Origin of the sequence: Arthrobacter mangrovi (genome assembly GCF_026011795.1) — a bacterium.
GTDB classification, from domain to species: Bacteria; Actinomycetota; Actinomycetes; order Actinomycetales; family Micrococcaceae; genus Crystallibacter; species Crystallibacter mangrovi.
Genome location: NZ_BRVS01000001.1, coordinates 233,609 through 259,184, shown reverse-complemented (window position 1 = coordinate 259,184; position 25,576 = coordinate 233,609). Strand labels below are relative to the sequence as shown.

Here is a 25,576-nt window from a genome sequence, read left to right as displayed (position 1 = left end):
CCCATAGTGTGGGTACATGGAAGAGGTCGTGCTCGTAGGTTTTGACGGTTCGCCCACCAGCAGGCAGGCCCTCGACTGGGCCCTCGCGGAGGCGAAAAACCGCGGTTGGCCGGTTCAGCTGGTCAGCGCTTTCACTCCGGCTCCGGTAGACGATCCCATGGTCAGCGAACGCTACGCCGACGCGGCCGCGCACGGCGGGCACACGCTGCTGCAGGAGGCGCTTGAACGCGCCAAGGCCGGCAACGTCCCGGCGGAGAGCCGCGTGGTGGCGGGCGACCCGAGTGAGATTTTGGTGGACCTCTCGCACGATGCCGGCCTCGCCGTCGTCGGCAAGCGCGGACGCGGCGGATTCGCCGGCCGGCTGCTGGGGAGCGTTTCCTCGGCCCTGGCAGCCCACGCCGCATGTCCCACCGTGGTGGTGCCGGAGAACTGGACGGCCGGCGGCGACGGCGGGACCCCGGACAACGCCCGCGTGAAGGCCCGCCGCCCGGAGACCGGCTACCTGCCCTGGCTGGTCTCCTCGCCGCCCGGCATGCGCGGCAACAAGGGGCTGCATCCGGACGACAGGGACTCCAGCTGGAACTACGGCGGCCAGGTGGTGGTGGGTATCGATGCCCTGGGCGTCAGCAACCCGGCGGTCTGGGCGGCGGCCTCCGCGGCGCAGGCGCACGGCCGCCCGCTGCGGCTGGTCTCGACGCGAGCGCCCTTCTACCGGGACTCCATCTGGCTCGACCACGGGGAGAATGCGGACCGCTTCCGCGAGGACGTTGCCGGCGAGCTGGACCCGGTGCTCGCCGAAGTCCGGGAACGGTACCCGGAGCTGGACGTCAGCTGGAACTTCTACATCGGCAAGCCTGCCGAGATCCTCGTCCACATCACGCGCACGGCGGAACTGATGGTGCTCGGCACCCGCGGCCACGGCGGCTTTCCGGGCCTGCTGCTCGGCTCGGTCAGCCAGGCCGTCCTGCACCACGGCAGCTGCCCGATGATGGTGGTCCCGAAAGAGCCTGCGTGACCCTGCTGCCGGCCGGGATGGCATTCCATGCATTTGCATGCAAAGATACTGATGGCGGCCAAGGAAGGGCCCGGACGGTACGCCACGCTCCGCTTGGGCGCGCTGCTCCCCTTCGAGGCGGAGCGGGCGGGCCGAAACGGAGCCGGGCGCAGACGTGGGGGCGCGCAGCCGGCGATGACGAGGGAGGATGCAGGGAGCCATGAGCAATCTTGAACGGGACCCGCTGGAGCTGGTCTGCGAGGAAGAGCGGAAGACCAGGCTGGCTCAGTCGCCGGTGGAACTGCTGGAGCCGCGCGACGTTCCGCTCGGCGGCCCGCGCGCCATGAACGTGCGCCGCACGCTGCCGCAGCGCAACCGCTCCCTGATCGGTGCCTGGTGTTTCCTCGACCACTACGGCCCCGACCGCGTGTCGGAGACCGGCGGCATGCACGTGCCGCCGCATCCGCACACGGGCCTCCAGACGGTCAGCTGGCTCTTCACCGGCGAGATCGAGCACCGCGACAGCGCCGGCTACCACGCGATGGTCCGCCCCGGCGAGCTGAACCTCATGACCGCCGGCTCCGGCATCTGCCACTCCGAGATTTCCACGCCGGGGACGGATATCCTGCACGGCGCCCAGCTCTGGACCGCGCTGCCGGAGAAGGCCCGCTTCATCGAGCCCCGGTTCGACCACTACGCTCCGGAGCCCGTCGTCACGGACACCTACGAGCTGCGGGTCTTCATGGGGTCCCTCGCCGGCAGCACGTCTCCCGTGCCCCTGCATTCGCCGCTGCTTGGCGCCGAACTGCTGCTCGAGGCCGGCGCCGGCGCGGCGTTCGACGCCGACACCTCCTTCGAGCATGGCGTCCTGGTGGACAGCGGGAGCGTGCGTTTCAACGGGACGCTAACGACGGCGGATCAGCTCGCCTACCTGCCTCCGGGCCATGGCTCTATCGAGCTCTCGGCCGAGCCGGGGGAACGTGTCCGGCTCCTGCTGCTGGGCGGTGAGCCGCTCGGTGAATCCATCGTGATGTGGTGGAACTTCGTCGGCCGGGACCACGACGAGATCGTCGAGTACCGGAAGAACTGGCAGGCCGAGATCGGCGCCGAACCGCGCGCGGACGGCAGCGCCGAAAGCAGCCGGTTCGGCAAGGTCGTCGACAACACCCTGGACTACCTGCCCGCCCCCGTCCTGCCCAACGCCCGTATCCGTCCGCGGCGCTGACCGGCGCCGCGCCAGAAAGGAAAACATGGCCACCGAAACTCCCGCCCGGTACGAAAACCGGCCCATCGCCGTCGTCCATAATGCCGATCTCCGCCGCTATGAACTGCGGGACGACGGGAACACCATCGGCTTCACCAAGTACCGCTACCGCTCCGAGCAGAACCAGATGGTCTTCGTCCATACGGAAGTGGACGACGCCTATTCGGGGCAGGGGCTGGCCTCGCAGCTTGCCCGGTTCGCCTTGGACGACGTCCGGTCGATGGGACGGCGGATCGTGCCGCTCTGCCCGTACATCCGCGCCTACATCCGCAAGCATCCTGGATATGCCGACATTACCGACCTGCCGTCGGAGCAGCAGATCGAGGCGCATGACCGGGCGGAGCAGGCCGCGGGGGGAGCCAAATGAGCCAGGTGGCTTCCGTCAAGCATGACCGGGTGTTCCTCGACAAGCAGCACCCGGCGGCCTACCGGGCCCTGAACGGCCTCGGGCTGAAGGCCCGGGAGGCCGCAGAGGAAGCCGGCTTCGACCGGAAGTTCGTCGAGCTGATCAACGTGCGGGTCTCCCAGATCAACGGCTGCGCCTACTGCCTCAACATGCACGTCAAAATGGCTTTGGACGCCGGCGAGAGCCAGCAGCGGCTGGCCGTGCTGACCGCCTGGCGCGACACGGCGCTGTTCTCGGAGCAGGAGCGTGCGGCTCTCACCCTGGCCGAGTCGATCACCGACCTTCCCCCGCACGAGCTGGCCGAGCATGACTACGCGTTCGCCCGCCAGCGGCTGACAGCGGACCAGACCTCGGCGATCAGCTGGGTGGTGCTGACCATGAACGCGTTCAACCGCCTGTCCATCGTCAGCCAGCACCCGGTGCGGCCGGACGACTCGGACTGGACGCCGGGCGGCTGAGCCCGTTCAGCGCTTGAGCGCCGCGGCGAACGTCGATACGGCGGTGGCCGGACGGGACTCGGCAGCGACGAACCCGTCCGGCCGGACCAGGTAGAACAGGCCCTGCTGCAGCCGGCGGTTCCCGTGCAGCGGCAGCACGTGCACGTCGAGGCCCAGCGCGGAGCGGACATGGTGCGCGGCCACGGGCGGCATGGCGCCGTAGGCATGGACCTGCCACTGCAGGGAACGCAGCGGCTCGAAGTTGTCCCCGGTGTACTGCAGCCTGCGCCCGACGACGGTGCCGCGCCGTCCGTGCGCCGCCTCCTTGGCGCCCGGCGACATCCAGTAGTGGATCCGGATTTGCGAGACGTACTCGAACAGCCGGGATGCCCGCCGGGTCCGCGGGGCCACGAACGTCGCGGCCGGTGCCAGCACGGGCATGAGGCCGCGCCGCAGCGTCCGGGCCAGCGGATTGACCGAGGTGACGAAGCCGAACAGGCGGTCCGTCGTCGCCACGAGCCGGCGCGCCACCGGCCGCCGCTCGGCCTCGTAGCGGTCCAGGTAGGACTCGCTCGCCCGGCCCTGCAGCACGTCGGCCAGTTTGAAGGCCAGGTTATGGGCATCCTGCAGGCCGGTGTTCATGCCCTGTGCCCCCACCGGCGAGTGCACGTGCGCGGCGTCTCCGGCCAGGAAGACCGCGCCGTCCCGGAACCGGGCGGCGATCCGGTGGTGCACGCGGTAGGTGGCGAACCAGGCCGAAGGCCCGTAGTCCACGCCGTACACGCGGGCCAGCCGCTCCCGCACCTCCTCCTCGGTGAGGATGCCCGGTGCGGCGGGCAGGCTCGATGAGGGAGCCGCCGGCGGGGGAGGGGAGGTGTCCCGGACCGTGCCGATCAGCCGGACGTGGGCGTCCCCGCCCATGGGAAAGCCGAGCAGGAAGTCCTCGGTACCGGGCCGGACGTTGATGCCGTCAGGGGCGAGGCCGCGCACCTTGGTGGCGTCCGCTACGTAGAAGGTTGCCGGGTTGGTGATGCCCTCGAAGGGAATCCCGCGCAGGCCGCGTACCGTGGAGGAGCCGCCGTCCGTCCCGACGCAGTAGCGGGCCCGGACCTCTGCCTCGCCGTCCGGCCCGGCCAGCACGGCGACGACGCCCCGGCCGTCCGGAGCGTCGTCCAGCGCCGTGAGCCTGTGGTTCCAAAGCACGCTGGCGCCGAGGGACGCCAGGTTGTCGGCCAGCAGCTTCTCGTTCTTGCTCTGCTCGTAGAAGGTGATGCCTTCGAAGGGGGTCAGTCCGCGGGCGAACCGGCCGATCGGCAGCATGCCGAACATCCTGGCTTGGTAGCCCAGGTACAGCCGCCGGGTGCGGGTGCTGTCGGCTACGACCGCCTCCGCGAGGCCCAGCTGGTCGTAGATTTCCAGGCTCCGGGACTGCAGGCCGAGCGCGCGGGACTCCCTGGTGGGGCCGGACTTGCCGTCCGCCAGCACCAAGGCCACACCCAGCTTGGCCAGCCAGTTGGCCAGCATCAGCCCGGTGGGGCCGGCGCCGACCACCAGGACCTCCGTCTCGATCTGCCGCCTGTCCATGGCGCCCCTCCTGCCTGTGAGAGTACTGCGGTGAATCGGTAGCAAGCGGTCCAAACAGGACTATGATGCTGGAATCAATCAGTGGAAGGAAGTTCCATCGTGGACAAAGCCTCGGAGAACGCAGGAGCCGCTCCGGCCGCACCTGCAGATGCGAAGTTCGGGCTGCTGCTCGACGAGAAAATCGCCGAGGCCCGGGCCCAGATCGACCGCCTGACGCTGGACATCCAGGAGGCGACGCTCGCCGCCAAGGATTTCCCCGCCGACGACGAACATGACCCCGAGGGGTCGACCCTGACCTTGGAACGGGCACGGGAGGTCACGCTGCTGGAAAGCACAGAGGAGGCGCTGGGTGAACTGCTCGCCGCCAAGGCGCGGTTCGATGCGGGGACCTACGGCCGCTGCGAAAAATGCGGCAAGGTGATTCCCGATGAGCGGCTCGAGGCGCGCCCGGAAGCCCGGTTCTGCATGGAGCATGCCGGAGGCCGCCGGCACTGACGGCACTCAACCTTCAGGTGCCGGGTCCTGCCCAGCCATTACGCTGAAGCAATGACTTCGCCTGAATCATCCGGCAGCAACCGGATGCTCGCCCGCATTGTTGCGATCCTCGACGCCGTGGAGGGGTCCGCGGCCTCGGCCAGCGAACTGGCCCGCCGGTCCGGTCTTTCAGTGTCGACCGCGCACCGGCTGGCGCTCTCCATGGTGGAATACGGCTTCCTGCGCAGGACCGAGGGCGGCGACTTCCAGCTGGGCCACAGGTTCGTGCGTACCGCCCTGGAGTCCGCGGCCCTGCCCGTGCTCACCGGGCTGCGTGACGCCACGGGCGAGACGGCCCAGCTCTGGCTGCGCCGGGGCGACGAACGGATCTGCGCGCTGAGCGTGGACAGCCAGCAGGAACTCAAGGCGACGCTGCCGGTCGGAGCCCGCCTTGCCCTGCCGGCCGGATCCAGCGGCGGATTGCTGGCGCGGCAGCCGGACGCGCTGGAAGAACTGGAGCGCGAGGGCTGGGTCGAATCCGTTGCCAAGCGCACCCCGGGGCTGGGGTCGGTCAGCGCGCCGGTCATGGCGCGGGGCGACCTGATCGCCACGGTGTGCCTGGCCGTGCCGCTGACCCGCGTGCAGGAGTCCCCCGGCCGGGACTTCGGCGGCCAAGTGCGCGCGGCGGCTGAGCGGATCGGACTGGAGCTGGACCGGTCGACGCAGGATTGAAGGCAATCCTTCACCCCAAGGGCTTGTGTGTGCGGCAGGTCACTTGCTAGCATCTTCCCGCTAAACGGCATGCAGTTCCCATCCAATGGGAATCTGCGCCACGGATGATGAAAGCAGGATCTGTGACTGGGAATCTACGGCTGGCCAACAGCCTTCCGCTGGAAGGCATCCGCGTGCTCGAGCTCGGTAACTTCATTGCCGCTCCGTTCGCCGCGCGGCTGTTCGGCGACTTCGGCGCCGAGGTCATCAAGATCGAACGCCCGAATGGCGGCGACGAGCTGCGCGACTGGCGCAAGACGCGCGGCCAGACCTCGATGCTGTTCCGGACGCTGGGCCGCAACAAGAAGTCCGTGACGCTGGACCTCCGCTCGGAGGCGGGCCAGGCGGCCGTGAAGAAGATCGCGGCACAGTGCGATGTGGTGATCGAGAACTTCCGCCCGGGAACGCTGGAGCGCTGGGGGCTGGGACCGGACGTGCTCACGGAGCTGAACCCCGACGTCGTTATTGTCCGGATTTCCGGCTACGGCCAGACAGGTCCGTACAAGGACCGTGCCGGCTTCGGCAGCTCGGCCGAATCCTTCGCCGGATTGCGCTATATCACCGGTGAGCCGGACCGTCCGGCCGGGCGCGCCGCGGCCAGCATGGGCGATACGGTGGCCGGGCTCTACGGCGTGATCGGCGCCCTGATGCTGATGCTCCAGAAGGCCAAGGGCATCCGGCACGAGGGCCCGCAGACCGTGGACGTGGCGCTGTACGAGGGCGTGTTCAGCCTGCTCGAATCCCTGGTGCCGGACTACGACGCGTACGGGATGGTCCGCCGGCGCACCGGCGGCCAGCTGCCCGGCGTCGTGCCCACCGGCTCCTACCTCTGCGCCGACGGGCTGGAGGTCGTCATCGGCGGCAACTCCAACTCCGTGTTCGTGCGGCTGATGAAGGCGATGGGCCGGGACGACCTGGCGGCGGACGAGTCCCTGCTGACCACCGAGGCACGCGCGGCCCGGGAGGAAGAGCTCAACGGCGCCATCTCGGCCTGGACCGGCAGCTACAAGCTCACCGAGGTCCTGGACCTGCTGGACGCCGCCGGCGTCCCGGCCGGACCGGTCTACGACGCGCCCAGCATCGCCGAGGACAAGCACTACCTGGCCCGCGGCATGATCCAGACGCACGACGTGGTGATCGAGGACAAGCCGGAAAAGGTCCGCTTCCCCGGCGTCGTGCCGAAGATTCCCGGCCACGACGGCGAGGTCAAGTGGGTCGGCCCGGAACTGGGCGAGCACACCGAAGAGGTGCTGCGCGACCTGGCCGGCCTGGACGCGGAAGAGATCGCAGACTTCACCGCGGGCGGTGTGCGCGCATGAAGGTCCGGATCACCGACGTCTTCCTCCGCGACGGACTGCAGGACGAGGACGTCGTCGTCTCCACTGCGGACAAGCTGGCCATCGCCGAGGCGCTGACCGCCGCGGGCGTGGACCGGATCGAGGCGGGCTCCTTCGTCAATCCGAAGAAGGTGCCGCAGATGGGTGATGCGGCCGAGGTCTTCGCCGGGCTCCCGGCCGCCGGGGGCGTCACCTACACCGCCCTGGCCCTCAATGGACGCGGGATCCAGCGCGCCGTCGACGCCGGCGTGCAGAACATCTCCGTCGTGACCTCGGCGAGCCAGGCGCACAGCAGCGCCAACGCGGGCCGGAGCATCGAGGACGCGCTGGCCGGCCTCGGCGAGGAAGTGGCACGCCATCCGCAAGCCGAGTTCGTCGCCGGAATCTCCACGGCGTTCACCTGCCCCTTCGAGGGCGACATCGACCCGGCCTACCTGCTCCGCGTGGTCCGCGCCTTCAAGGCGATGGGCATCGGCAACATCGGACTGGCCGATACGCTCGGCACCACGCCCACGGAACGGCTGATGGCGAGCCTGGACTACGTCCGCGCCGCCGAGCCGGACCTGAACTACTATCTCCACCTGCACAACGCCCACGGCCAGGCGCTGGCTACCGTCAGCGCCGCCGTCGACGTCGGGATCACGAATTTCGACGCCGCCCTGGGCGGCTTCGGGGGCTGCCCGTTCGCCCCCGGCGCACACGGCAACATCGCCACCGAGGAACTGGTCCGCCACCTCCATGCCGGCGGACACGAGACCGGAATCGACGAGCAGCGCCTGGCTGAAGCCGTCAGCCTCGCCCGCTCCATCGTCGCCGCTTCGCCGGCAGTTTCCGCCGTCCAACCCGCCGCAGGCTGATTGCAGCGGCCCCTCCTTCGACGCGGCCGGCCCGTCCCGTGCCTGCCGCTCCCAATCCACGGGAGACAATGATGTCCAACACCACCCAAACGAGCGGTCCCTCCGCCAACGACGCGACCGCCCAAACCGCGCAGCAGAGCCGGGCCGCCGGGGGAGCGGCCCCGGCCGCCAAGCTGCCGGGTGTGCACTACCCCGGCCGCCGCGGCTTCCGGATCACCAGCATGCCCGGCGGGATCTACTTCGCCCTCTTCGCCCTCCTCCTGGTCGCGGCCCTGACCGGAAACCTGCCCGACACGATCATTGCCGGCTTCGCCGCGACCATCATGTTCGGCGGACTGCTGATCTGGATCGGCAACCTCTTCCCCGTCGTGCGGGACTACGGCCTGCCGACCATCCTCTGCACTTTCGTCCCCGCCACGATGCTCTTCCTCGGCCTCCTGCCGGAGAACCTCGTCACGGTGGTGCAGAACTTCGTGGACGGCCACGGCTTCCTCGACTTCTTCGTCGTCACCATCATTGCCGGCTGCATCCTGGGCATGCCGCGGGCGCTGCTGCTCAAGGCCGGGCCGCGCTTCGCCGTACCGGTAGTCGGCTGCCTGGTCGCCACCTTCGGGCTGGTCGGCCTGCTCGGTGCCGCCACCGGGTTCGGGTTCGTCGAGGGAATCCTCTTCATCGCCGCCCCGATCATGGCCGGCGGGCTGGGCCTCGGCGCGGTGCCGATGTCCGAGATGTACGCAGCCCGTACGGGCGGCACCTCGGAGGCGTTCATGGGCGACCTGATCTCCGCCGTCGTCATGGCGAACGTCGTCTGCATCCTGGTCGCCGGCATCTACAACGGGCTGACCAAGCGCGGCACCCAGCTGTTCGTCGGCTTCAACGGCCACGGCCAGCTGCTGCGGGTGAAGGGCAAGTCGGAGGACCTGACCATGCCCCCGGCCAAGGATGTGTCTTCCTTCATCTCGCTGGGCAAGGGCCTGGTCATCGCCGGCTGCCTCTTCGTCCTGGGCCAGCTGATCGGCGCCTACCTCCCGGCCCTCCACCCCTATGCCTGGACCATCATCGCCGCGGCGGCCATCAAGATCTTCGGCCTGTTCCCCAAGGAGCTGGAGGAAGCCAGTTCCGAGTGGGGCGACATGATCTCCAGCACCATGGTTCCGGCCCTGCTCGTGGGCGTGAGCATTACCTTCATCAACATCGAGGAAGTGCTCGCCTCGCTGAGCAACCCGATGTTCATTGTCCTCACCGTGGCCACCGTCATCATCGCCACGCTGACCTCCGGCCTGTTGGGCTGGCTGGTCAAGTTCCACTTCGTCGAGGCGGCGATCACTCCGGGTCTGTGCATGGCGGACACGGGCGGCAGCGGCGACGTCTCGGTGCTCAGCGCCGCCAACCGTATGCACCTGATGCCCTTCGCCGCCCTGACCAACCGGGTGGGCGGGGCCCTGGTGCTCTTCCTGACCTCGCTGCTGGTCCCGCTGCTGGCGGGTTGAGCGGCGGCAGCCGGGGATAGATCCCAAATAACGACGCCGGTGCCCCGCCTTCCCAAGGCGGGGCACCGGCGTCGCCCGTTACCGGCGTCGCCCGTTACCGGCGGTGCGCTGCTGCGCGGGGCAATGGCTACTCCGGGATCTCGAGCGCCGGGCTCTCCTTCCGAAGGGTTCCGCCGCGGAAGAACTCCGGACGCCGACGGTACATCCAGAGCATGACCAGCAGTCCGAGGGCGATGATGCCGACGCCGATCACGAAGACCAGGCCGACGCCGAAGATCTCGGAGCCGCTGCCGAACGCGGGGTCCCAGCTGTCCACGGCCGTCTGCAGGAACACGACCACCAGGGCCAGCCCGCCCAGCAGCGGGAAGACGAAGCGGAACCACAGGTTGCGGGCGCTGCTGAACGCGGTGCGGCGGAAGTACCAGACGCAGGCCAGCGCCGTGAGGCCGTAGTAGAAGCAGATCATCAGGCCCAGCGCCATGATGGTGTCGTTCAGGACGTTGTCGCTGACGAATCGCATCAGGGCGTAGAACCCGGCGGAGATGGCGCCGGCGACCACGGTAGCGAAGACCGGGGACTTGCTCCGGGCGCCGACCTTGGCGAAACCGTCAGGCAGGGCCTTGTAGTAGCCCATGGCCAGCAGGCTGCGGGCCGGGGAGATCATGGTGGACTGCAGGGACGACGCACATGAGGAGAGCACCGCCAGCGAGAGCAGGATGGCGAACGGGCCCATGACCGGCCCGGCAATCGCGGTGAAGACGTTCTCGGAGATGTCCGGGTTGTTCAGGCCGAGGCCCGTCTCCCCGGTGCCGGCGAACATCACCGTGGCGACGGACCCGGCCAGGTAGATGGCCAGGACGGCGATGGCGGTGATTGCGGCCGCCGCCCCGGACGTGTGCCGGCCGTTGGTGGTCTCCTCGTTCACGGTCAGGCAGACATCCCAGCCCCAGAAGGCGAAGATGGACAGCGAGAGGCCCAGGGCGAAGGCGGAGAAGGATTCGATGCCGAACGGGTTGAACCACTCCCAGCTGAAGGCCAGCGGCTCGGTCCCTGGGACGCTGCCGATCCGGCTGAGGGCGCCGAAGGTGAACCAGGCGAGCACCCCGAGCTGGAAAGCCACCAGGATGTACTGGACGTGCTTGGTGGTCTTCATGCCGCGGCAGGAGACCCAGACGGCCAGGGCCATGAAGGCCAGGCAGGTCAGGACGTTGACCGGCTTGTTGGCCGCCAGTTCGGCGAGGGACGCGTTGCCGGTCAGCTGGGCGAGGAAGAGGTAGAAGAAGTCGACGGCGACGCCGGCCAGGTTGGAGAGGACGATGATGTTCGCGGCGAGCAGTCCCCAGCCGCCCATCCAGCCGATGAACGGCCCGAAGGCCTTGGTCACCCAGGTGAAGGTGGTGCCGCTGTCCGGCGAATCGGCGTTCAGTTCGCGGTAGCCCAGCGCGACCAGGAACATCGGGATGAAGCCGACGATGAAGATCGCCGGCAGGTACGGCCCGATGGCCTGGACCGTCGGTCCCAGCGTGGAGGTGAGCACGTAGGCCGGGGCGATGGTGGAAATGCCGAGGACGACGACGGCGAGCAGGCCCAGCTGCCCGGCCGCGAGGCCCTTGCCGCGTTGTGCGGGCGGGGCGGGGGTTGTCATGCCGGTTGCCTGGCTCATGGGCGGGCCTTTCGGGATGGGCGCGGCTGCTGCTGCGTGATGCAGTGGATGCCGCCGCCGCGGGCGAACAGTTCGCGGGCATCGACGCCGACGACCTCGCGGCCGGGGTAGGCGCCGGCCAGGATGGCGAGGGCCTTTTCGTCTGCCGGGTCGTCGAAGGTGCAGGCGATGACCGCGCCATTGATGACCAAGTGGTTGATGTAGCTGTAGTCGACGAAGCCCTCCGCGTCGCGCAAGGTCTGCGGCGCCGGCACTTCGACGATGTTCCAGTCCCGCCCGGCGGCATCGGTGGTGCCGGCGAGGCAGGCGACGATCTCGCGGCTGACCTCGTAGTCGGGGTGCTCGGGGTTGTCCTGCATATGGACCAGCACGGTCCCGGGGGAGGGGATCGCCGCGACGATGTCCACGTGGCCGCGGGTGCCGTAGCGTGCGGAGTCGCGGGTCAGGCCGCGCGGCAGCCAGACGGCCTTGGTGGCGCCGAGGGTGCGGGCCAGTTCGGCCTCCACCTCGGCCTTGCCGAGGCCGGGATTGCGGAACGGATCCAGCTGGACGGTCTCGGTCACCAGCACGGTGCCTTCGCCGTCGACCTGGATGCCGCCGCCCTCGTTGACCAGGAAGGACCCGATCCGCTCGGCGCCGGCGAGCTGGGCGACTACGGCGCCGATCTTTGCGTCTTTGTCCCAGCGGGCCCAGTCCTGCTGCCCCCACCCGTTGAAGACCCAGTCCACGGCACCCAGCCGCCCGCCGTCGTCGTTGTTGAGGACGAACGTGGGGCCGATGTCCCGCATCCAGGCGTCATCCAGCGGGGCAGGTTCCAGCTCGACGGCCGCGGACAGGTAGGAGCGCGCCGTCTCCTCGTCCTTCGGCTCCACCAGCATGGTGACCGGCTGGAACCGCGCGATGGCATTGGCGACGGCGGCCCAGGTGGACCGGGCCGCGTGGGCCTCCGCCGCGGTTTCGCCGAGCGTGTAGCCGCCGGGCGGGAAGGCCATCCAGATCCGTTCCTGCTCCGCGGTCTCGGCGGGCATCATCCAGCCCATGGTCAGGCACCCGCCTGCGCTGGAACGGCCCGGGCTCCGCTGCCGAAAGGCTCGCCGGGGCGGACCGGGTCGGTGAGCCGGGCATAGGTGTCCGGGCGGCGGGTCGACAGGAACGGGAAGAGCGTCAGCCAGTCCCGGCGCTGGTCGAGGTCCAGGTCCGCGACGAGCACGGCGGATTCGTCCCGCGGGGCCTGCACGAGGATGCGCCCGTACGGGTCGGAGATGAAGGACGAGCCGTAGAAGGTGTTGGTGCCCTCGTTGCCCCAGCGGTTCGGGGCGACCATGAAGAGGCCGTTGGCGATGCCGTTGCCGACGATCACCTGCTGCCACAGCGGCTGGGTGTCGAAGTCCGGGTGGTCCGGTTCGGAGCCGATGGCCGTCGGGTAAGCCAGCAGGTCGGCGCCGCCGAGCGAGTACATCCGCGCGACCTCGGGGAACCACTCGTCCCAGCAGGTGGGCATGCCGAGCCGGGCGCCGCCGAGGTCTGCGGGCGTGTGGACCTGGTAGGCGTCCGCGTCGGCGGGACCCTGACGGAAGTACTTGTCCTCGTAGTAGCCGGCGGTGACCGGAATGTGGAGCTTGTGGGTTTTCGCGGCCAGTTCTCCGGCGGGGGAGACCAGGATCGCAGTGTTCAGGCCGAGTTCGTCCTCCGGGCTGTCGGCCCGCTGGTAGAGCGACGCGTGCACGCAGACGTTGTTGGCGCGGGCCGCTGCGGCGGCAAAGGCGAAGGTCGGTCCGGTCAGCAGGTCCTCGGCCAGCTCCGCCGCCCGGTGCTGGGGGAGCGTGTCCGCCGGGTAGCGGGAGAGCGTGAGTTCCGGGAGGAAGACGACGGCGGCGCCCAGCCGGGCGGCGCGGGCGATGCCCTCGTTGAGCTCGGCAATGGTTTCGGCCGGGTCGGCGTGCCAGCGGTGCTGGACCAGGCCGACGCGCAGCGCCGGGCGGCTGGCAGGTTCGGTGCGGGCAGGGGAGGCGGGCGGATCCAGCCGGGTCAGTTCTAGCATGGCGGGTTCTCCATGGGATGCAGATCACAAATGAACAAGATTCATTTATACAGGCCTGTGGCCTGCCGCACAAGAGTTTAAATGAATGGCGTTCTTTTATTTCGCGTCGGCCCCGACCGGCGCATGACCGGGCGTATCGGGTGATGGGGTGGTTCACAGTCGAACAGGCGGTCATTAGGCTGAGGGCTTCAGTGGACGCCACGAAGGAGGAACCGTCATGAAGGCTGCGCGCTACTACGCCCGGAAGGACATCCGGATCGAGGACATCCCGGAACAGGAGCTGAAACCCGGAACCGTGGCCATCGACGTCGCCTGGTGCGGCATTTGCGGCACGGACCTGCACGAATACCTGGAAGGGCCGATCTTCATTCCGCCCAAGGGCTCTCCACATCCCATCTCGGGCGAGGAGGCCCCCGTCACGCTGGGGCACGAATTCTCCGGGACTGTCAGCGCGGTCGGCGAGGGCGTGACGGACCTTGAGGCCGGCCAGAGCGTGGTTGTCGAGCCCTACATCATCCGGGACGACGTCGATACCGGCCCCGGGGAGGCGTACCAGCTGTCGAAGGACATGAACTTCATCGGCCTCGGCGGCCGGGGCGGCGGCCTGTCACAGAAGATCGTGGTGGAACGGCGCTGGGTGCACCCCGTCGGTGACATTCCCCTGGACCAGGCGGCCCTGATCGAACCGCTTTCGGTCGGGCACCATGCCTTTGTGCGCAGCGGCGCGAAGGCCGGCGATACCGCCATCGTCGGGGGAGCCGGCCCCATCGGACTGCTGACCGCGGCCGTGCTCAAGGCTTCGGGCCTGACCGTCTACATCTCGGAACTCAGCGAGGCCCGGAAGAAGATGGCGCGTGACACCGGGGTGGCCGACCAGGTGTTCGATCCGCGGGAGGGCAACGTGGCCGGCAAGGTCCGCGAGCTCACCGGCGGCAAGGGGGCGGACGTCGGCTTCGAGTGCAGCTCGGTTCCGGTCGTCCTGGACATGCTGATGGACGCAGTCAGGCCCGGCGGTGTCATCGTCAACGTCTCGATCTGGGGCCGGAAGCCGGAGGTCGACATGCCCTCGCTCGTGCTCAAGGAGATCGACCTGCGCGGCACGATCGGGTACGCCAACGACCATGAGAGCACCATCAAGCTGGTCCAGGAGGGCAAACTCGACCTGGCCCCCTTCATCACCGCGAGGATTCCGCTGGATGAGCTCATCACCGGCGGTTTCGAACAGCTCATCAACAACAACGAGGAGCACGTGAAAATCCTGGTGAACCCGAACCAGTGATCCTTCAGGGACGGAGGCGGAAGACGGTGTCCTGCCAGGCTTTGTGGGTGCTGCCGTCCCGGCCCAGCATGACGTGCTTGATGTTCGTGTATTCCTCGAAGGAGTAGGCGGACATGTCCTTGCCGAACCCTGAGGCCTTATAGCCGCCATGCGGCAGTTCGGAGACGATCGGGATGTGGTCGTTGATCCAGACGCAGCCAGCCTGGATCTCGGCGCTCGCACGCAGGGAACGCTCGAGGTCCCGGGTCCACGCGGAGGCGGCCAGCCCGTACGGGGTGTCGTTTGCCAGCGCCAGGCCCTCGTCGTCGGTATCAAACGGCAGGGCCGTGAGCACCGGGCCGAAGACCTCGTCCTGCACGATTTCGGAGTCCTGCGCCGCGTCCACTACCAGCGTCGGCCGGTAGTACGCGCCCGCCGCCAGCTCCCCGCCGGGTGCGGCGCCGCCGGCAAGGACCCGGGCACCGTAACCGCGGGCCCGCTCCACGAAGCCGGCCACCTTGTCCCGGTGGGCGTGGCTGATGAGCGAGCCCAGGTCGGTGTCATCGTCCGTCGGGTCCCCGACGACCACCTGGTCCATGAGCTCCGTGACGCGGGCGGTGAACGCGTCGAACAGCGGCCGCTGGATGTAGGCACGGGTCGCCGCGGTGCAGTCCTGGCCGCCGTTGATGATCGCGCCGGCTACGGCGCCATGCGCGGCAGCGTCGACGTCGGCGTCGTCGAAGACCACGAACGGGGCCTTGCCGCCGAGCTCCAGGTGCACCCGCTTCGCAGACCGGGAAGCCAGCTCCATGATCCGCCGGCCCACCGCGGTGGAGCCGGTGAAGGAGGTCATGGCGACGTCCGGGTGCGTGACCAGGTGCTCCCCGGCGCCGCGTCCGGGGCCGGTGACGATGTTGATGACGCCGTCGGGGATGCCTGCCGCCTTGGCGGCCTCGGCGAAGAGCAGCGAGGTCCCCGGCGTCAGCTCGGAGGGCTTCAGGACAATCGTGTTGCCGGCGGCGATGGCGGGCAGGATCTTCCATGCGGCCATTTGCAGCGGATAGTTCCAGGGGGCGATGGAGCCGACCACGCCGATCGGCTCGCGCCGGATCATGGAGGTTCCGCCCGCCCCGTATTCGCCGGCGGCCAGCCCCTGCAGCTGCCGGGCGGCCCCGGCGAAGAAGGAGGCATTGTCCACGGTGCCGGGAACGTCGAACTCCTTCGCCAGCCGGATGGCCTTCCCCGTTTGGGCGCTCTCGACAGCCGCCAGTTCGCCTGCGCGGAGCTCAAGCTCGGCCGCCAGCTTATGGATCGCCTGCGACCGTTCGGCCGGAGCCAGGCGGGACCAGCCGGAAAAGGCGCGCGCGGCTGCGGCGACGGCCTGGTCCACGTCCTCGATGGACGCATAGCGGATGGTTTCCGCCGTCTCGCCGGTCGCCGGGTTGATCCGCTTGGCCTCGTCGCCGCGGCCTTCGCGGAAGCCGCCGTCAATGAACTGGTGCATGGGGCAGTTGCCTTTCAGTAGTGAATTCTTGGTAACGGACATGGTTCAGGAATCGAAGCCCATGCCGATGGAATCCATCGCCTTCAGCCATGGTCCGCGGCGGCCCTGGTTCCGGTCCGCACGGACGAGTGCCGCCGTCGTTGCCTTGATGCCCAGCCACGCGAGGGGCTCCGGCGGAAAGGGGAGCGGCCGGCGCCGCACCATCGCCAGCCGGGTGCGCTCGGTCGGAGTCCCGGCAAGCAGGTCGAGCATGACGTCGGCTCCGAAGCGCGTGGCGCCCACGCCGAGCCCGGTGTAGCCGGCGGCGAACGCGACCCGGCCCCCGCAGGCCGTTGCGAAGAACGGGAAAAAGCGGCTGCACGTGTCGATGGCGCCGCCCCACCGGTGGGTGAACTTCACGTCCTCGAGCTGCGGAAAGGTGGCGAAGAAATGCGCGGCCAGGCGGGTGAACGTGGCGTCGCGCTGCTCGTAGTCCTGCCGCATGCCGCGCCCGTAGTGGTAGACGGCGTCGTAGCCGCCGAACAGGATGCGGGTGCCGCCGGCGGGATCGGTGGCCAGGCGGTAGTAATGGAAACGGTTGTCCAGGTCCGCCAGGCCGGGCCGGTTGTGCCATCCGATCGCGCGCAACTGCTCCGGGGCCAACGGCTCCGTCATCAGGGCATAGTCGTAGACCGGTACCGTGTGCAGGCGCGTCCGCTTGAGCAGCGAGGGAAACACGTTCGTGGCCAGCGCGACCCGGTCCGCCGCGACCGTTCCGCGGTCGGTGCGGAGTTCGACGGCGGTCCCGGATTTCCGCAGGCTTCGCACCGGGGTGTGTTCGAAGATTTCGACGCCGGCCGCCAGGCACGCGCGCTGCAGCCCCCACGCCAGCCGGGCCGGGTTGAGCATCGCCGTGCTCTTCTTGTCCCACAGGCCGGCGCGGTAGAGCGGCGAGCCGACCTCCTTGCGGACGGCCTCCTGGTCCAGGAAGAGCACGTCCGGGTCCTGTCCCTCTTCGTCACGGAGCCACTGGACCTGGTGGCCCTCGGTCGCCACCGTAAGCGTGCCGGTCCATTCGAAGCCGCAGTCGATGCCGTACTTCTCCACCGCGGCAGCAATCTGCCCGAGGTTCTCCCGGCCGAGTTCGCGCAGCCGGGCGGCCTCCTGCGGCAGGTGCTTCTCCCCGTTGGCGTCACCATGGGTGAGGCTCGCCTCGCAGAACCCGCCGTTGCGGCCGGAGGCGGCCCAGCCGATCCGGCGCCCTTCGAGCAGCATCACGCGGCGGTCCGGATTCCGTTCCTTGGCCAGCAGCGCGGTCCAGAGTCCGGAATAGCCGCCGCCCACAACGGCCAGGTCCGCATCCGCCGGGCCCGCCAGCGGAGGCAGGGGCTCCGGCCGGGCCGGGTCGTCCAGCCAAAAGGATTCCCGCCGGGCGTCCGCCAGGGCTGCGGTGATGCGGCTGTCCGGGATCTGCCGTTCGGCCCGCTCGTAGACGGTCCGGCCCGGGCTGCCGGGCCGGCTCACGCCAGGGCTCCGGAACGGGAAGGGGCATGGACGACCCGGCCGTTCGCCATGGTCAGGGCCGTGCCGACCGTGTGGAGGTCGGCCGGGTCGAGCCGGAAGGGATCCACATCCAGGACCACCAGATCGGCGGCCCGGCCCGGGAGGATCCCGCCGCCGTCGTCGTGGCGGTTCAGCCAGGCCGAGCCCGCAGTGTAGGCGGAAAGCGCGGTCTGCAGCGTGACCGCCTCGGCGGGAAGGAGCGGCGGAGCGTCCGGGTACGCCGGGTGGGCGCGGTTGACCGCAACGTGGATGGCCTGCCAGGGATCGGGCGTAGAGACCGGCCAGTCGGAACCCATCGCCATCCGGGCACCGCGGGCCAGCAGCGAGTGGAACGGATACTGCCAGCCCGCCCGCGTGTCACCGATCAGCGGTACGGTCATCTGCAGCATCTGGTCGTCGTTGCAGGCCCAGAGCGCCTGCGCGTTGACGGTGACCCCGAGGGCGGCAAAGCGGGCGACATCCTGCGGATGGACGATCTGCAGATGGGCCATGTGGTGGCGTCCGCGGAAACCTCCTGGCGTGCGCGGATTGCGGGCCCGCAGATGTTCGACGGCGTCCAGGCCTCGGCGCACGGCCCGGTCGCCGATCACATGCATGTGCAGGTCGAAGCCGGCCGCGTCCAGTGCCGCGGAGACCTCATTGAGCACCTCCTCGGGCAGGTACAGCAGGCCGCGGCTGTCATCCTCCTCGGCCTGGACGGCGTGCCCGCCCGGGCCATCCGCTTCCCCGCAGCGGCAGGGGCGCAGGTACGGATCGAGCATCGCGGCGGTGCGGTTCTCGGGCACCCCGTCCACCATGATCTTGGCGCTGGTCGTGCCGAATCCCGCCTCCCGGTTGCTCCGCCGTCGTTCCTCGAAGTCCGCGACCAGTTCCATGACGTTCTCCGTCGTGGTGCTCCGCGGCACCCAGAGTGCGCCGGATGCCCGCCCGGTCAGGAGTCCGCGTCCGGCCAGGCTGCGGTAGATGCTGCTGGCGTCCGGGTAGCCGGCATAGTCGCCCAAGATCGCCTCCTGCCAGCCGGTCACCCCGACCGAGTGGAGGTAGCGCTGGGCTTCCAGCAGCCCCGCCTCGAGGTCCTCGTCCGTCAAGGGCGGCAGGAAGCGGTTGACCAGGTCCATTGCCCCCTCATGCAGGGTGCCGGCGGGATGGCCGTCGGTCTCGCGTTCCACCCAGCCGTCCTCGGGGTCCGGCGTGGCTGCGTCCACCCCGGCCAGTTCCAGCGCCCGGGAGTTGACCCAGGCGCTGTGGTGGTCCGCGTTGATGAGGTAGACGGGCCGGTCGGAAACGATGGCATCGAGCAGTTCGCGGGTGGGGTAGCCGCCGGGAAAATCCGCCTTGTGCCAGCCGCCGCCGGTGATCCACGGCCGGTCCGTGGACGCGGCATACCCGCGGACGCGTTCCAGCACGGTGTCCAGCCCGGAGAGTTCGGAAAGGTCGCAGCCGAGCCGTTCGACGCCGCCATACACGGCGTGCACGTGCGCGTCGGTGAAGCCGGGCGTGAGCAGGCGGCCGCCGAGGTCCACGGTCTCGGTGGCAGTGCCCGCCGCGGCGCGGACCTCGGCGTCGCTCCCGAGGGCGGTGATCCGCCCGTCCGCCACCGCCACCGCCGTGGCCGCGGGATGGAGCTGCCGCCCGTCGAAGATCCGGCCGGAGTGGAAGATCCAGTCTGCGCCCACAGTGTCCTGCTTTCGTGATGGATGTCGATGGTGTCACTTATCGAACTCAAACGCAGGCCCGGTGTCAACAGTGTTGACTGCGATTCCGTGAATTATTTGAATCACATTCATTTTGGGTTGTCGGAGCCTGTTGTGTATGGAATGGTTCAGTCAACGTTGTTGACGATGATGTCCGTTCCTTCGACGTAAGGACCTTCGATACCATCTGCTGCACCTCTAGCCGCCCTCACTCCCAAAGTCGTGATCGGCTTTCTCGGAACCTGGGTCCTGGCCCTGCTCGCCGCCAACCTGGTTCCCGTCCTCATCGCGCGCTCATTGCCGACCTCGGTATGTCCGTGGCTTCGGCCTCGGCGCCGTGACCCTGACGACGGCTGCCGTCGTGGCGGGGTGTCGTGCTGGGAGGCCTCGGCGCCGGCATCGTGGTGGCCACGGCGACGGCGGCCTCCTCGGCCACGCGCGACCCGGACAAGACCGTCAATACGGCGATGATCGTCAACCGGCTGGCCGCGGCGGCCCTGCTGGCCGGTGTCCTGGCCCTGGTCTTCGGCCTGGCCGCCCGGATGGACCTGTCCGGCAGGGTTGGAACGCTGGTCATGGGCGTCTACATTGTCGGTGTCGCCCTGGGCCCGGTCGTCGGCGGCAACCTGGTGGGCGTGGTCGGCCCGCACGCCCTCGGGCTGGTGATCGCCGTCCCGAGCCTCGCCTTCGGTGCGCTGCTCTTCGCCATCTCCCGCCGCAGCGGCGTCTCCGAACGCGGCAGGGACCTGCCCGAAGCCGCCCGCGGCCAGGAGCCGGCCGCGGCTACAGTGGAGTGACGCACCGGCTGACAGGAGGATGGACGCAATGGCAGCGACCGGGACGAGCGCCCCTCGGCAGCGAGCCAAGGGACTCTCGCGCGAGGTCATCGTCGACGCCTGCCTGCAGCTGGCGGACGAAGCGGGCGGCTCGGCACTCACCTTCCGCCGCATCGGACGGCTGCTCGGCGCCGACCCCACCGCCTTATACCGGCACTTCAAAGACAAGGACGAGCTGCTGCTGGCGCTGGCGGACCGGCTGATCGGGGAAGCCCTGCGGGACTTCGAACCGGGCCCCTCGTGGCGGGACACCATCAGGGACCTGGTGGTCCGGGGCCGCCGCGCCTACCTGGCCCACCCGCAGGTGGCCGCCCTGGCCGCGGTTCGGGTGACCCGGCAGGAGTCCGAGATGCAGTTCATCGAGACCATGCTGTCCACGCTCCGGCAGGCCGGCTTCGGGCGTGACGAGGCAGTCCGGATCTACCGGGCCTGCGCCGACTTCATGCTGGCCTGGACCGGCTTCGGCGCCGCCTTGAAGTCGCTGGGCGAAAAGTCCGAGGCGGACAACCGCGCCTGGGCCGAAGCCTACGCGCAGGCTCCGGCCGACCGGTTCCCGAACGCCGCGGCCTCCGCGGCCGCCATGCCGGGCATCAGCGACGAGGAGAACTTCGCCTTCGCCCTCGACCTGCTGCTCGATGGCATCGAGGCCCGACTGCCCGGTTGAAGCCTGCACGGTTAAAGCAAGCGGCGGGACCGGCAGCAGCAGCTCTGCCGGTCCCGCCCGCTGGGCGGGCGTTCGCCAGCCTCAGCCCTCGGCGTGCTTGTCCGCCGTCTCCAGCGCGGCGTCCAGGATGGCCAGGCCGGCCCGGGCGTCCTCCGCCGCGATGTTCAGCGGCGGGACCACGTGGATACGGTTGAAGTTGGCGAACGGCAGGAGCCCGCGGGACTTGCAGGCGCCGATCAGCTCATTCATCGCCGGGCTGGAACCGCCGTAGGCTGCGAGCGGCTCCCGGGTCTGCCGGTTCTTGACCAGCTCGATCGCCCAGAACGCGCCGACGCCGCGGACCTCGCCGATGGAGGGGTGCTTGGCGGCCAGCTCGGCCAGCCCCGGCCCGAAGACGGTTTCGCCCAGCTCGGCGGCGTGCTCCACCATCTGCTCGTCGCGCATCGCGTTGATCGTTGCGACGGCGGCCGCGCAGGCCAGCGGGTGGCCCGAGTAGGTCAGCCCGCCCGGGTAGGCCCGGTCCGCGAACGTCGCGTAGATCTCGGGGGACATGGCCACGCCGCCGAGCGGGACGTAGCCCGAGTTCACGCCCTTGGCGAAGGTCATCAGGTCCGGCACCACGTCGAAATGGTTGATGGCGAACCACTTGCCGGAGCGGCCGAAGCCGGCCATGACCTCGTCCGCGATGAACATGATCCCGTACTTGGTGGCCAGCTCGCGCACGCCCTGGATGTAGCCCGGCGGGGGCACCATGATACCGGCGGTGCCCGGGATGGACTCCAGGATGATCGCCGCGAAGCGGTCGGCGCCTTCGAGCTGGATGGTCGTTTCCAGGTGCTCCAGCGCGCGCTGGGTTTCCTCGACCTCGGTGGCGGAGTGGAACTGCGAGCGGTACAGGAACGGCGCGTGGAAATGCACCGTGCCGGCGTTGCCGTAGTCGTTGGCGATGCGCCGCGGGTCTCCGGTCACGTTGACGGCCAGCGCGGTGCCGCCGTGGTAGGAACGGTAGGCCGAGAGCACCTTGTACCGGCCGGTGTGCAGCCGGGCCATCCGGATGGCGTGCTCCACCGCGTCCGCGCCGCCGTTGGTGAAGAAGATCTTGTCCAGTTCGCCCGGCGTCAGTTCGGCGATCAGCCGCGCCGCCTCCGACCGTGCGTCATTGACGTGCTGCGGCGCGACGGTGCACAGCTTGCCGGCCTGCTCCTGGATCGCCGCGACGACCTTCGGATGCTGGTGGCCGATGTTGGTGTTCACCAGCTGCGAGGAGAAGTCCAGCAGCTTGCTGCCCTCGCCGTCCCAGACATAGGACCCTTCGGCGCGCACGATGGTCATGGGCTTGATCTGCTCCTGGGCGGACCAGGAGTGGAACACGTGCTTGCGGTCCAGTTCGTAGGCGCGCCGGCCGGCCTCGAGCTCGGCCTCGCTGACCTCGGCGCCGGTGTGCGCTGCGGTGGTGGTCATTCAGGTCTCCTTTTCTAGCAACGACGGCTTCGGTTCCGGGCTGGGTCCGCTGCCTCAGGCATTCTGCGGGAACCCGAGGTTCAGCCCGCCGTGGCTCGGGTCCAGCCAGCGCGTGGTGACGACCTTGCCGCGGGTGAAGAAGTGCACGCCCTCGGTGCCGTGTGCGTGGCTGTCGCCGAAGAGCGAATTCTTCCAGCCGCCGAACGAGTAGTACGCCATCGGCACCGGGATCGGCACGTTGATGCCCACCATACCCACCTCGACCTCGTTCTCGAAGCGCCGGGCGGCACCGCCGTCGTTGGTGAAAATCGCCGTGCCGTTGCCGTACGGGTTGGCGTTGATCAGGGCCAGCGCCTCGTCGTAGGTCTCGGCGCGGACCACGGAGAGGACAGGACCGAAGATTTCGTCGGTGTAGACGGACATGTCCGGCGTGACGTTGTCGAACAGGGTCGGGCCGAGGAAGAAGCCGTCGCCTTCCGCGTCCGCCTTCACCTGCCGGCCGTCCAGCACCACCGTGGCGCCCGAAGCCTCGCCGGCCTCGATGTAGCCGGCCACCTTCTCCCGGTGCGCCTTGGTGACCAGGGGGCCCATGTCGGTGCCGCGCAGCCCGTCGCCGATCCGCAGCGTGCGGGTACGTTCGGCGATCTTGGCGACCAGCTCGTCGGCGATCCCGCCCACGGCGACCAGTGCCGAGATGGCCATGCAGCGTTCGCCCGCGGAGCCGTAGCCGGCACTGACGGCGGCGTCGGCGGCCAGGTCGAGGTCCGCATCCGGCAGCACGATCATGTGGTTCTTCGCGCCGCCCAGGGCCTGCACGCGCTTGCCTGCGGCGGTGCCCTTCTCGTAGACGTACTTCGCGATCGGGGTGGAGCCGACGAAGGAGACTGACTTGATCTCCGGATGCTCCAGCAGCGTGTCGACGGCTTCCTTGTCACCGTGCACCACGTTGAAGACGCCGTCCGGCAGGCCGGCTTCCTTCCACAGTTCCGCGACCCAGTTCACGGCCGTCGGGTCCTTCTCGCTGGGCTTGACCACCACGGTGTTGCCGGTCGCGATGGCGACCGGGAAGAACCACATCGGGACCATGGCGGGGAAGTTGAACGGGCTGATGATCGCGACCGGGCCCACCGGCTGGCGGATCGAGTGCACGTCCACCTTCGTCGAAGCGTTTTCGGTGTAGCCGCCCTTGAGCAGGTGCGGGATGCCGCAGGCGAATTCCACGACTTCCTGGCCGCGGCTGACCTCGCCGAGGGCGTCGTCGAGCACCTTGCCATGCTCCGAGGTGATGATGGCGGCGAGCTCGCCCTTGCGGGCGTTGAGCAGTTCGCGGAAGCTGAACAGGATCTGCGTCCGCCGGGCGAGTGAGGTGTCGCGCCAGGCCGGGAACGCGTCCGCGGCCGCGGCAACCGCATCATTGACGACGGCGGCGCTCGCCAGTGCGACGCGGCCGGAGACTTTGCCGGTGGCGGGGTTGGTGACGTCCGCGTGGCGGCTGTCGGCGGGGGAGGAATAGGCGCCGTTGATCCAGTGCTGGATGGTCTGCATGAAGGAAACTCCTGGTGGTTCGCTGGTGAAGCCGGCCGGTGGCCTGCCGCTGGCTCCATCGTGCTCCTTCCGGGGGCGCGAGCACCATTGCCAGACTGTCAGAAGAACCGTCGTTCCGTTTACACTGTGTCAATGCACGTCACACTCGAGCGCATCCTGCGGCTTCCCCCGCTGGCTTCCGGCCGGCCGGAGGTGCTGGCCGGGGCCGACCATTTGCAGGATCCCGTCCGCTGGGTCCACGTCGCCGAACTGAAGAGCCTCGCGGGTCTGCTGGAAGGCGGCGAGCTGGTCCTGACCACCGGCCTCGGCTTCGGCACGTCCGCCGCCGAAGCTGCCCGCTACCTTGGTGAACTGGCCGCGCTGGGGGCCGCCGGCGTCGTCGTCGAAATCACCGCGGACCGCCCCGAGGCCGAAGCCGCACTGCGGCAGGCCGCCCGCGACGCGGCGCTGCCGGTGGTGCTGGTGACGCGGCGGGTCAGGTTCGTGGAAGTGACCGAGGTGGTGCACCGGCTGATCGTCGCCGCCCAGCTGGAACGGGTGGAGAAGGCCCGCGAGGTGCACGAGGTCTTCACCATGCTCAGCCTCGAAAGCGCCTCGCCGGAGGAGATCGTCGCGCGCACAGCGAAGCTGATCCAATCTGCCGTCGTGCTCGAGGACGTCGCCCACCTGGTCCTCGCCTTCGACCCCGCCGGCACCGCACCGGGAGATTTGCTGGCGGACTGGAAGCGCCGGTCCCGGGCCACGCACTACCGGGAGGAGACCGCGCGCACCGGCGACGAGGGCTGGCTGCAGACGCCGGTGGGGCTGCGCGGCCAGCGTTGGGGCCGGCTCGTGGTGCCGGGCCTGCTGGGCGACGAGGCGGAGGCGGCCATGGTGCTGGAGCGGGCGGGACAGGCACTGACCATCAACCGGATGGCGGAGCGTGACCAGCGCGAACTCGGCCACCAGGCGCAGGCCGGCCTCCTGCATGAACTGCGCCAGCCGCGTTCCCTGGACGAGGCGGAGGCCCTGACCCGCGCAGCCGCCCTAGGACTGCCGCCGGCGCCGCTCTACCTGCCCGTGGTGCTGCGCCTGGACCACGCCTCCACCGCGGAGCCCATCGCCCTGCAGCGCCGGGAGCGTGCCCTGCTGGAACTGGTCAACCGGGTGCTTGCCGCCTCCCGGAACTCGGCGCTCGCGGCCAGTCTGCAGACCGGCTCGGTCGCCGTGCTGCTGGCCCTGCCCGCGCGGCAGCTGGAGGACTCCGTGCTGGAACGCATCTGCGGCGAGTTGGCAGACCGGTCGGCGGGCGCGGCCGAGGACCTGCGCTGGACCGCGGGAGTGGGCCGCCCGCACGCCCGGCTGCTGCAGGCGGCCGCCGGTCTTGACGAAGCCGGACAGGTCGCCGAGACGGCGAGCACGCTGCCCGCCGGCGCCAAGCGATTCTACCGCTCGACCGATGTCCGGCTGCGCGGCCTGCTCACGCTGCTGCGGCACGATCCGCGCGTGCAGACGTTCGTGGAGGCCGAACTGGCCGGAGTGCTGGAGTCCGGGAACGACGGCGGGGACCTGGACCTGCTGCAGCGGTACCTGGAGAGCGGCGGCAACAAGTCGGAACTGGCCCGCAGCGGGTACCTGAGCCGGCCCACGCTCTACGCCCGGCTGGCGCGGCTGGAGCAGCGGCTGGGGGTGCGGCTTGACGACGCCGAATCCCGGACATCGCTGCACGTGGCGCTGCTGGTCCACAGGCTGCAGGGGCTCTAGCGGAACCGTCC

22 protein-coding genes are annotated in these 25,576 nt (G+C 69.5%); 13 read left to right on the top strand and 9 right to left on the bottom strand.

Annotated elements, in window-relative coordinates:
* The first annotated feature begins 16 nt into the window (after positions 1-16).
* The 4 genes from AHIS1636_RS01150 to AHIS1636_RS01135 all read left to right on the top strand — a co-directional run bounded on the left by AHIS1636_RS01150 (position 17) and on the right by AHIS1636_RS01135 (position 3,122).
* Entirely contained in the window at positions 17-1,015 is a 999-nt protein-coding gene (locus tag AHIS1636_RS01150) for a universal stress protein (RefSeq protein WP_264793966.1), read from the top strand.
* 199 nt (positions 1,016-1,214) lie between these two features.
* Positions 1,215-2,219 (top strand): pirin family protein, encoded by a 1,005-nt coding sequence (locus tag AHIS1636_RS01145; RefSeq protein ID WP_264793965.1) that lies wholly within the window; start codon positions 1,215-1,217, stop codon positions 2,217-2,219.
* A 25-nt stretch (positions 2,220-2,244) separates the two neighbouring features.
* On the top strand, positions 2,245-2,625 hold the full coding sequence (locus AHIS1636_RS01140) for a GNAT family N-acetyltransferase (RefSeq protein ID WP_264793964.1): 381 nt from the start codon (positions 2,245-2,247) through the stop codon (positions 2,623-2,625).
* Positions 2,622-3,122 (top strand): carboxymuconolactone decarboxylase family protein, encoded by a 501-nt coding sequence (locus AHIS1636_RS01135; RefSeq protein WP_264793963.1) that lies wholly within the window; start codon positions 2,622-2,624, stop codon positions 3,120-3,122. The genes AHIS1636_RS01140 and AHIS1636_RS01135 overlap by 4 nt, the downstream gene beginning before the upstream one ends.
* A gap of 6 nt (positions 3,123-3,128) precedes the next feature.
* Here AHIS1636_RS01135 and AHIS1636_RS01130 read toward each other — a convergent pair whose 3' ends face one another.
* Positions 3,129-4,685, bottom strand: coding sequence for an FAD-dependent monooxygenase (locus AHIS1636_RS01130; RefSeq protein ID WP_264793962.1), 1,557 nt, complete (start codon positions 4,683-4,685; stop codon positions 3,129-3,131).
* Between the two features lie 99 nt (positions 4,686-4,784).
* Between AHIS1636_RS01130 and AHIS1636_RS01125 the strand changes: the two genes are divergently transcribed.
* The 5 genes from AHIS1636_RS01125 (at position 4,785) to AHIS1636_RS01105 (ending at position 9,614) form a co-directional block, all read left to right on the top strand.
* Positions 4,785-5,180, top strand: a complete 396-nt coding sequence (locus tag AHIS1636_RS01125) for a TraR/DksA family transcriptional regulator (RefSeq protein WP_264793961.1) — start codon at positions 4,785-4,787, stop codon at positions 5,178-5,180.
* A 51-nt stretch (positions 5,181-5,231) separates the two neighbouring features.
* On the top strand, positions 5,232-5,891 hold the full coding sequence (locus AHIS1636_RS01120; protein ID WP_264793960.1) for an IclR family transcriptional regulator: 660 nt from the start codon (positions 5,232-5,234) through the stop codon (positions 5,889-5,891).
* A 122-nt stretch (positions 5,892-6,013) separates the two neighbouring features.
* Entirely contained in the window at positions 6,014-7,249 is a 1,236-nt protein-coding gene (locus AHIS1636_RS01115; RefSeq protein WP_264793959.1) for a CaiB/BaiF CoA transferase family protein, read from the top strand.
* Positions 7,246-8,124 (top strand): hydroxymethylglutaryl-CoA lyase, encoded by an 879-nt coding sequence (locus AHIS1636_RS01110; RefSeq protein WP_264793958.1) that lies wholly within the window; start codon positions 7,246-7,248, stop codon positions 8,122-8,124. Before AHIS1636_RS01115 ends, AHIS1636_RS01110 begins: the two co-directional genes overlap by 4 nt.
* 71 nt (positions 8,125-8,195) lie before the next feature.
* Positions 8,196-9,614 (top strand): 2-hydroxycarboxylate transporter family protein, encoded by a 1,419-nt coding sequence (locus AHIS1636_RS01105; RefSeq protein WP_264793957.1) that lies wholly within the window; start codon positions 8,196-8,198, stop codon positions 9,612-9,614.
* Between the two features lie 127 nt (positions 9,615-9,741).
* Here AHIS1636_RS01105 and AHIS1636_RS01100 read toward each other — a convergent pair whose 3' ends face one another.
* Genes AHIS1636_RS01100 through AHIS1636_RS01090 form a run of 3 tightly spaced genes read right to left on the bottom strand, consistent with a single transcriptional unit; the run spans position 9,742 to position 13,318 of the window.
* On the bottom strand, positions 9,742-11,277 hold the full coding sequence (locus AHIS1636_RS01100; protein WP_264793956.1) for an APC family permease: 1,536 nt from the start codon (positions 11,275-11,277) through the stop codon (positions 9,742-9,744).
* On the bottom strand, positions 11,274-12,317 hold the full coding sequence (locus AHIS1636_RS01095; protein WP_264793955.1) for an agmatine deiminase family protein: 1,044 nt from the start codon (positions 12,315-12,317) through the stop codon (positions 11,274-11,276). Before AHIS1636_RS01095 ends, AHIS1636_RS01100 begins: the two co-directional genes overlap by 4 nt.
* A 2-nt stretch (positions 12,318-12,319) precedes the next feature.
* A complete protein-coding gene (locus tag AHIS1636_RS01090; protein ID WP_264793954.1) occupies positions 12,320-13,318 on the bottom strand; it encodes a nitrilase-related carbon-nitrogen hydrolase in 999 nt (332 codons plus the stop codon).
* A gap of 217 nt (positions 13,319-13,535) precedes the next feature.
* Here AHIS1636_RS01090 and AHIS1636_RS01085 point away from each other — a divergent pair, with 217 nt between their 5' ends.
* Positions 13,536-14,597 (top strand): 2,3-butanediol dehydrogenase, encoded by a 1,062-nt coding sequence (locus tag AHIS1636_RS01085; protein WP_264793953.1) that lies wholly within the window; start codon positions 13,536-13,538, stop codon positions 14,595-14,597.
* 4 nt (positions 14,598-14,601) lie between these two features.
* Here AHIS1636_RS01085 and AHIS1636_RS01080 read toward each other — a convergent pair whose 3' ends face one another.
* From AHIS1636_RS01080 to AHIS1636_RS01070, 3 genes are read right to left on the bottom strand one after another with little or no spacing between them, the layout of a single operon-like run.
* Entirely contained in the window at positions 14,602-16,080 is a 1,479-nt protein-coding gene (locus AHIS1636_RS01080; protein WP_264793952.1) for a gamma-aminobutyraldehyde dehydrogenase, read from the bottom strand.
* 45 nt (positions 16,081-16,125) lie between these two features.
* Positions 16,126-17,583 (bottom strand): NAD(P)/FAD-dependent oxidoreductase, encoded by a 1,458-nt coding sequence (locus tag AHIS1636_RS01075; protein WP_264793951.1) that lies wholly within the window; start codon positions 17,581-17,583, stop codon positions 16,126-16,128.
* Positions 17,580-19,298 carry an amidohydrolase gene (locus AHIS1636_RS01070; protein WP_264793950.1) on the bottom strand — a complete coding sequence of 573 codons (1,719 nt, stop codon included), beginning with the start codon at positions 19,296-19,298 and terminating at the stop codon, positions 17,580-17,582. Before AHIS1636_RS01070 ends, AHIS1636_RS01075 begins: the two co-directional genes overlap by 4 nt.
* 392 nt (positions 19,299-19,690) lie before the next feature.
* On the opposite strand from AHIS1636_RS01070, the gene AHIS1636_RS01065 reads away from it, so the two are divergent.
* Positions 19,691-20,113 carry a hypothetical protein gene (locus tag AHIS1636_RS01065; protein ID WP_264793949.1) on the top strand — a complete coding sequence of 141 codons (423 nt, stop codon included), beginning with the start codon at positions 19,691-19,693 and terminating at the stop codon, positions 20,111-20,113.
* Between the two features lie 28 nt (positions 20,114-20,141).
* Positions 20,142-20,816 carry a TetR/AcrR family transcriptional regulator C-terminal domain-containing protein gene (locus AHIS1636_RS01060; RefSeq protein WP_264793948.1) on the top strand — a complete coding sequence of 225 codons (675 nt, stop codon included), beginning with the start codon at positions 20,142-20,144 and terminating at the stop codon, positions 20,814-20,816.
* Positions 20,817-20,897: 81 nt separating this feature from the next.
* Here the strand turns inward: AHIS1636_RS01060 and AHIS1636_RS01055 are convergent, their stop codons facing one another.
* Positions 20,898-22,277 (bottom strand): aspartate aminotransferase family protein, encoded by a 1,380-nt coding sequence (locus AHIS1636_RS01055; RefSeq protein ID WP_264793947.1) that lies wholly within the window; start codon positions 22,275-22,277, stop codon positions 20,898-20,900.
* A gap of 54 nt (positions 22,278-22,331) precedes the next feature.
* A complete protein-coding gene (locus AHIS1636_RS01050) occupies positions 22,332-23,822 on the bottom strand; it encodes a CoA-acylating methylmalonate-semialdehyde dehydrogenase (RefSeq protein ID WP_264793946.1) in 1,491 nt (496 codons plus the stop codon).
* Between the two features lie 132 nt (positions 23,823-23,954).
* Between AHIS1636_RS01050 and AHIS1636_RS01045 the strand changes: the two genes are divergently transcribed.
* Complete coding sequence (locus tag AHIS1636_RS01045) at positions 23,955-25,565, top strand: PucR family transcriptional regulator (RefSeq protein WP_264793945.1); 1,611 nt, start codon at positions 23,955-23,957, stop codon at positions 25,563-25,565.
* Positions 25,566-25,576 lie beyond the last annotated feature (11 nt).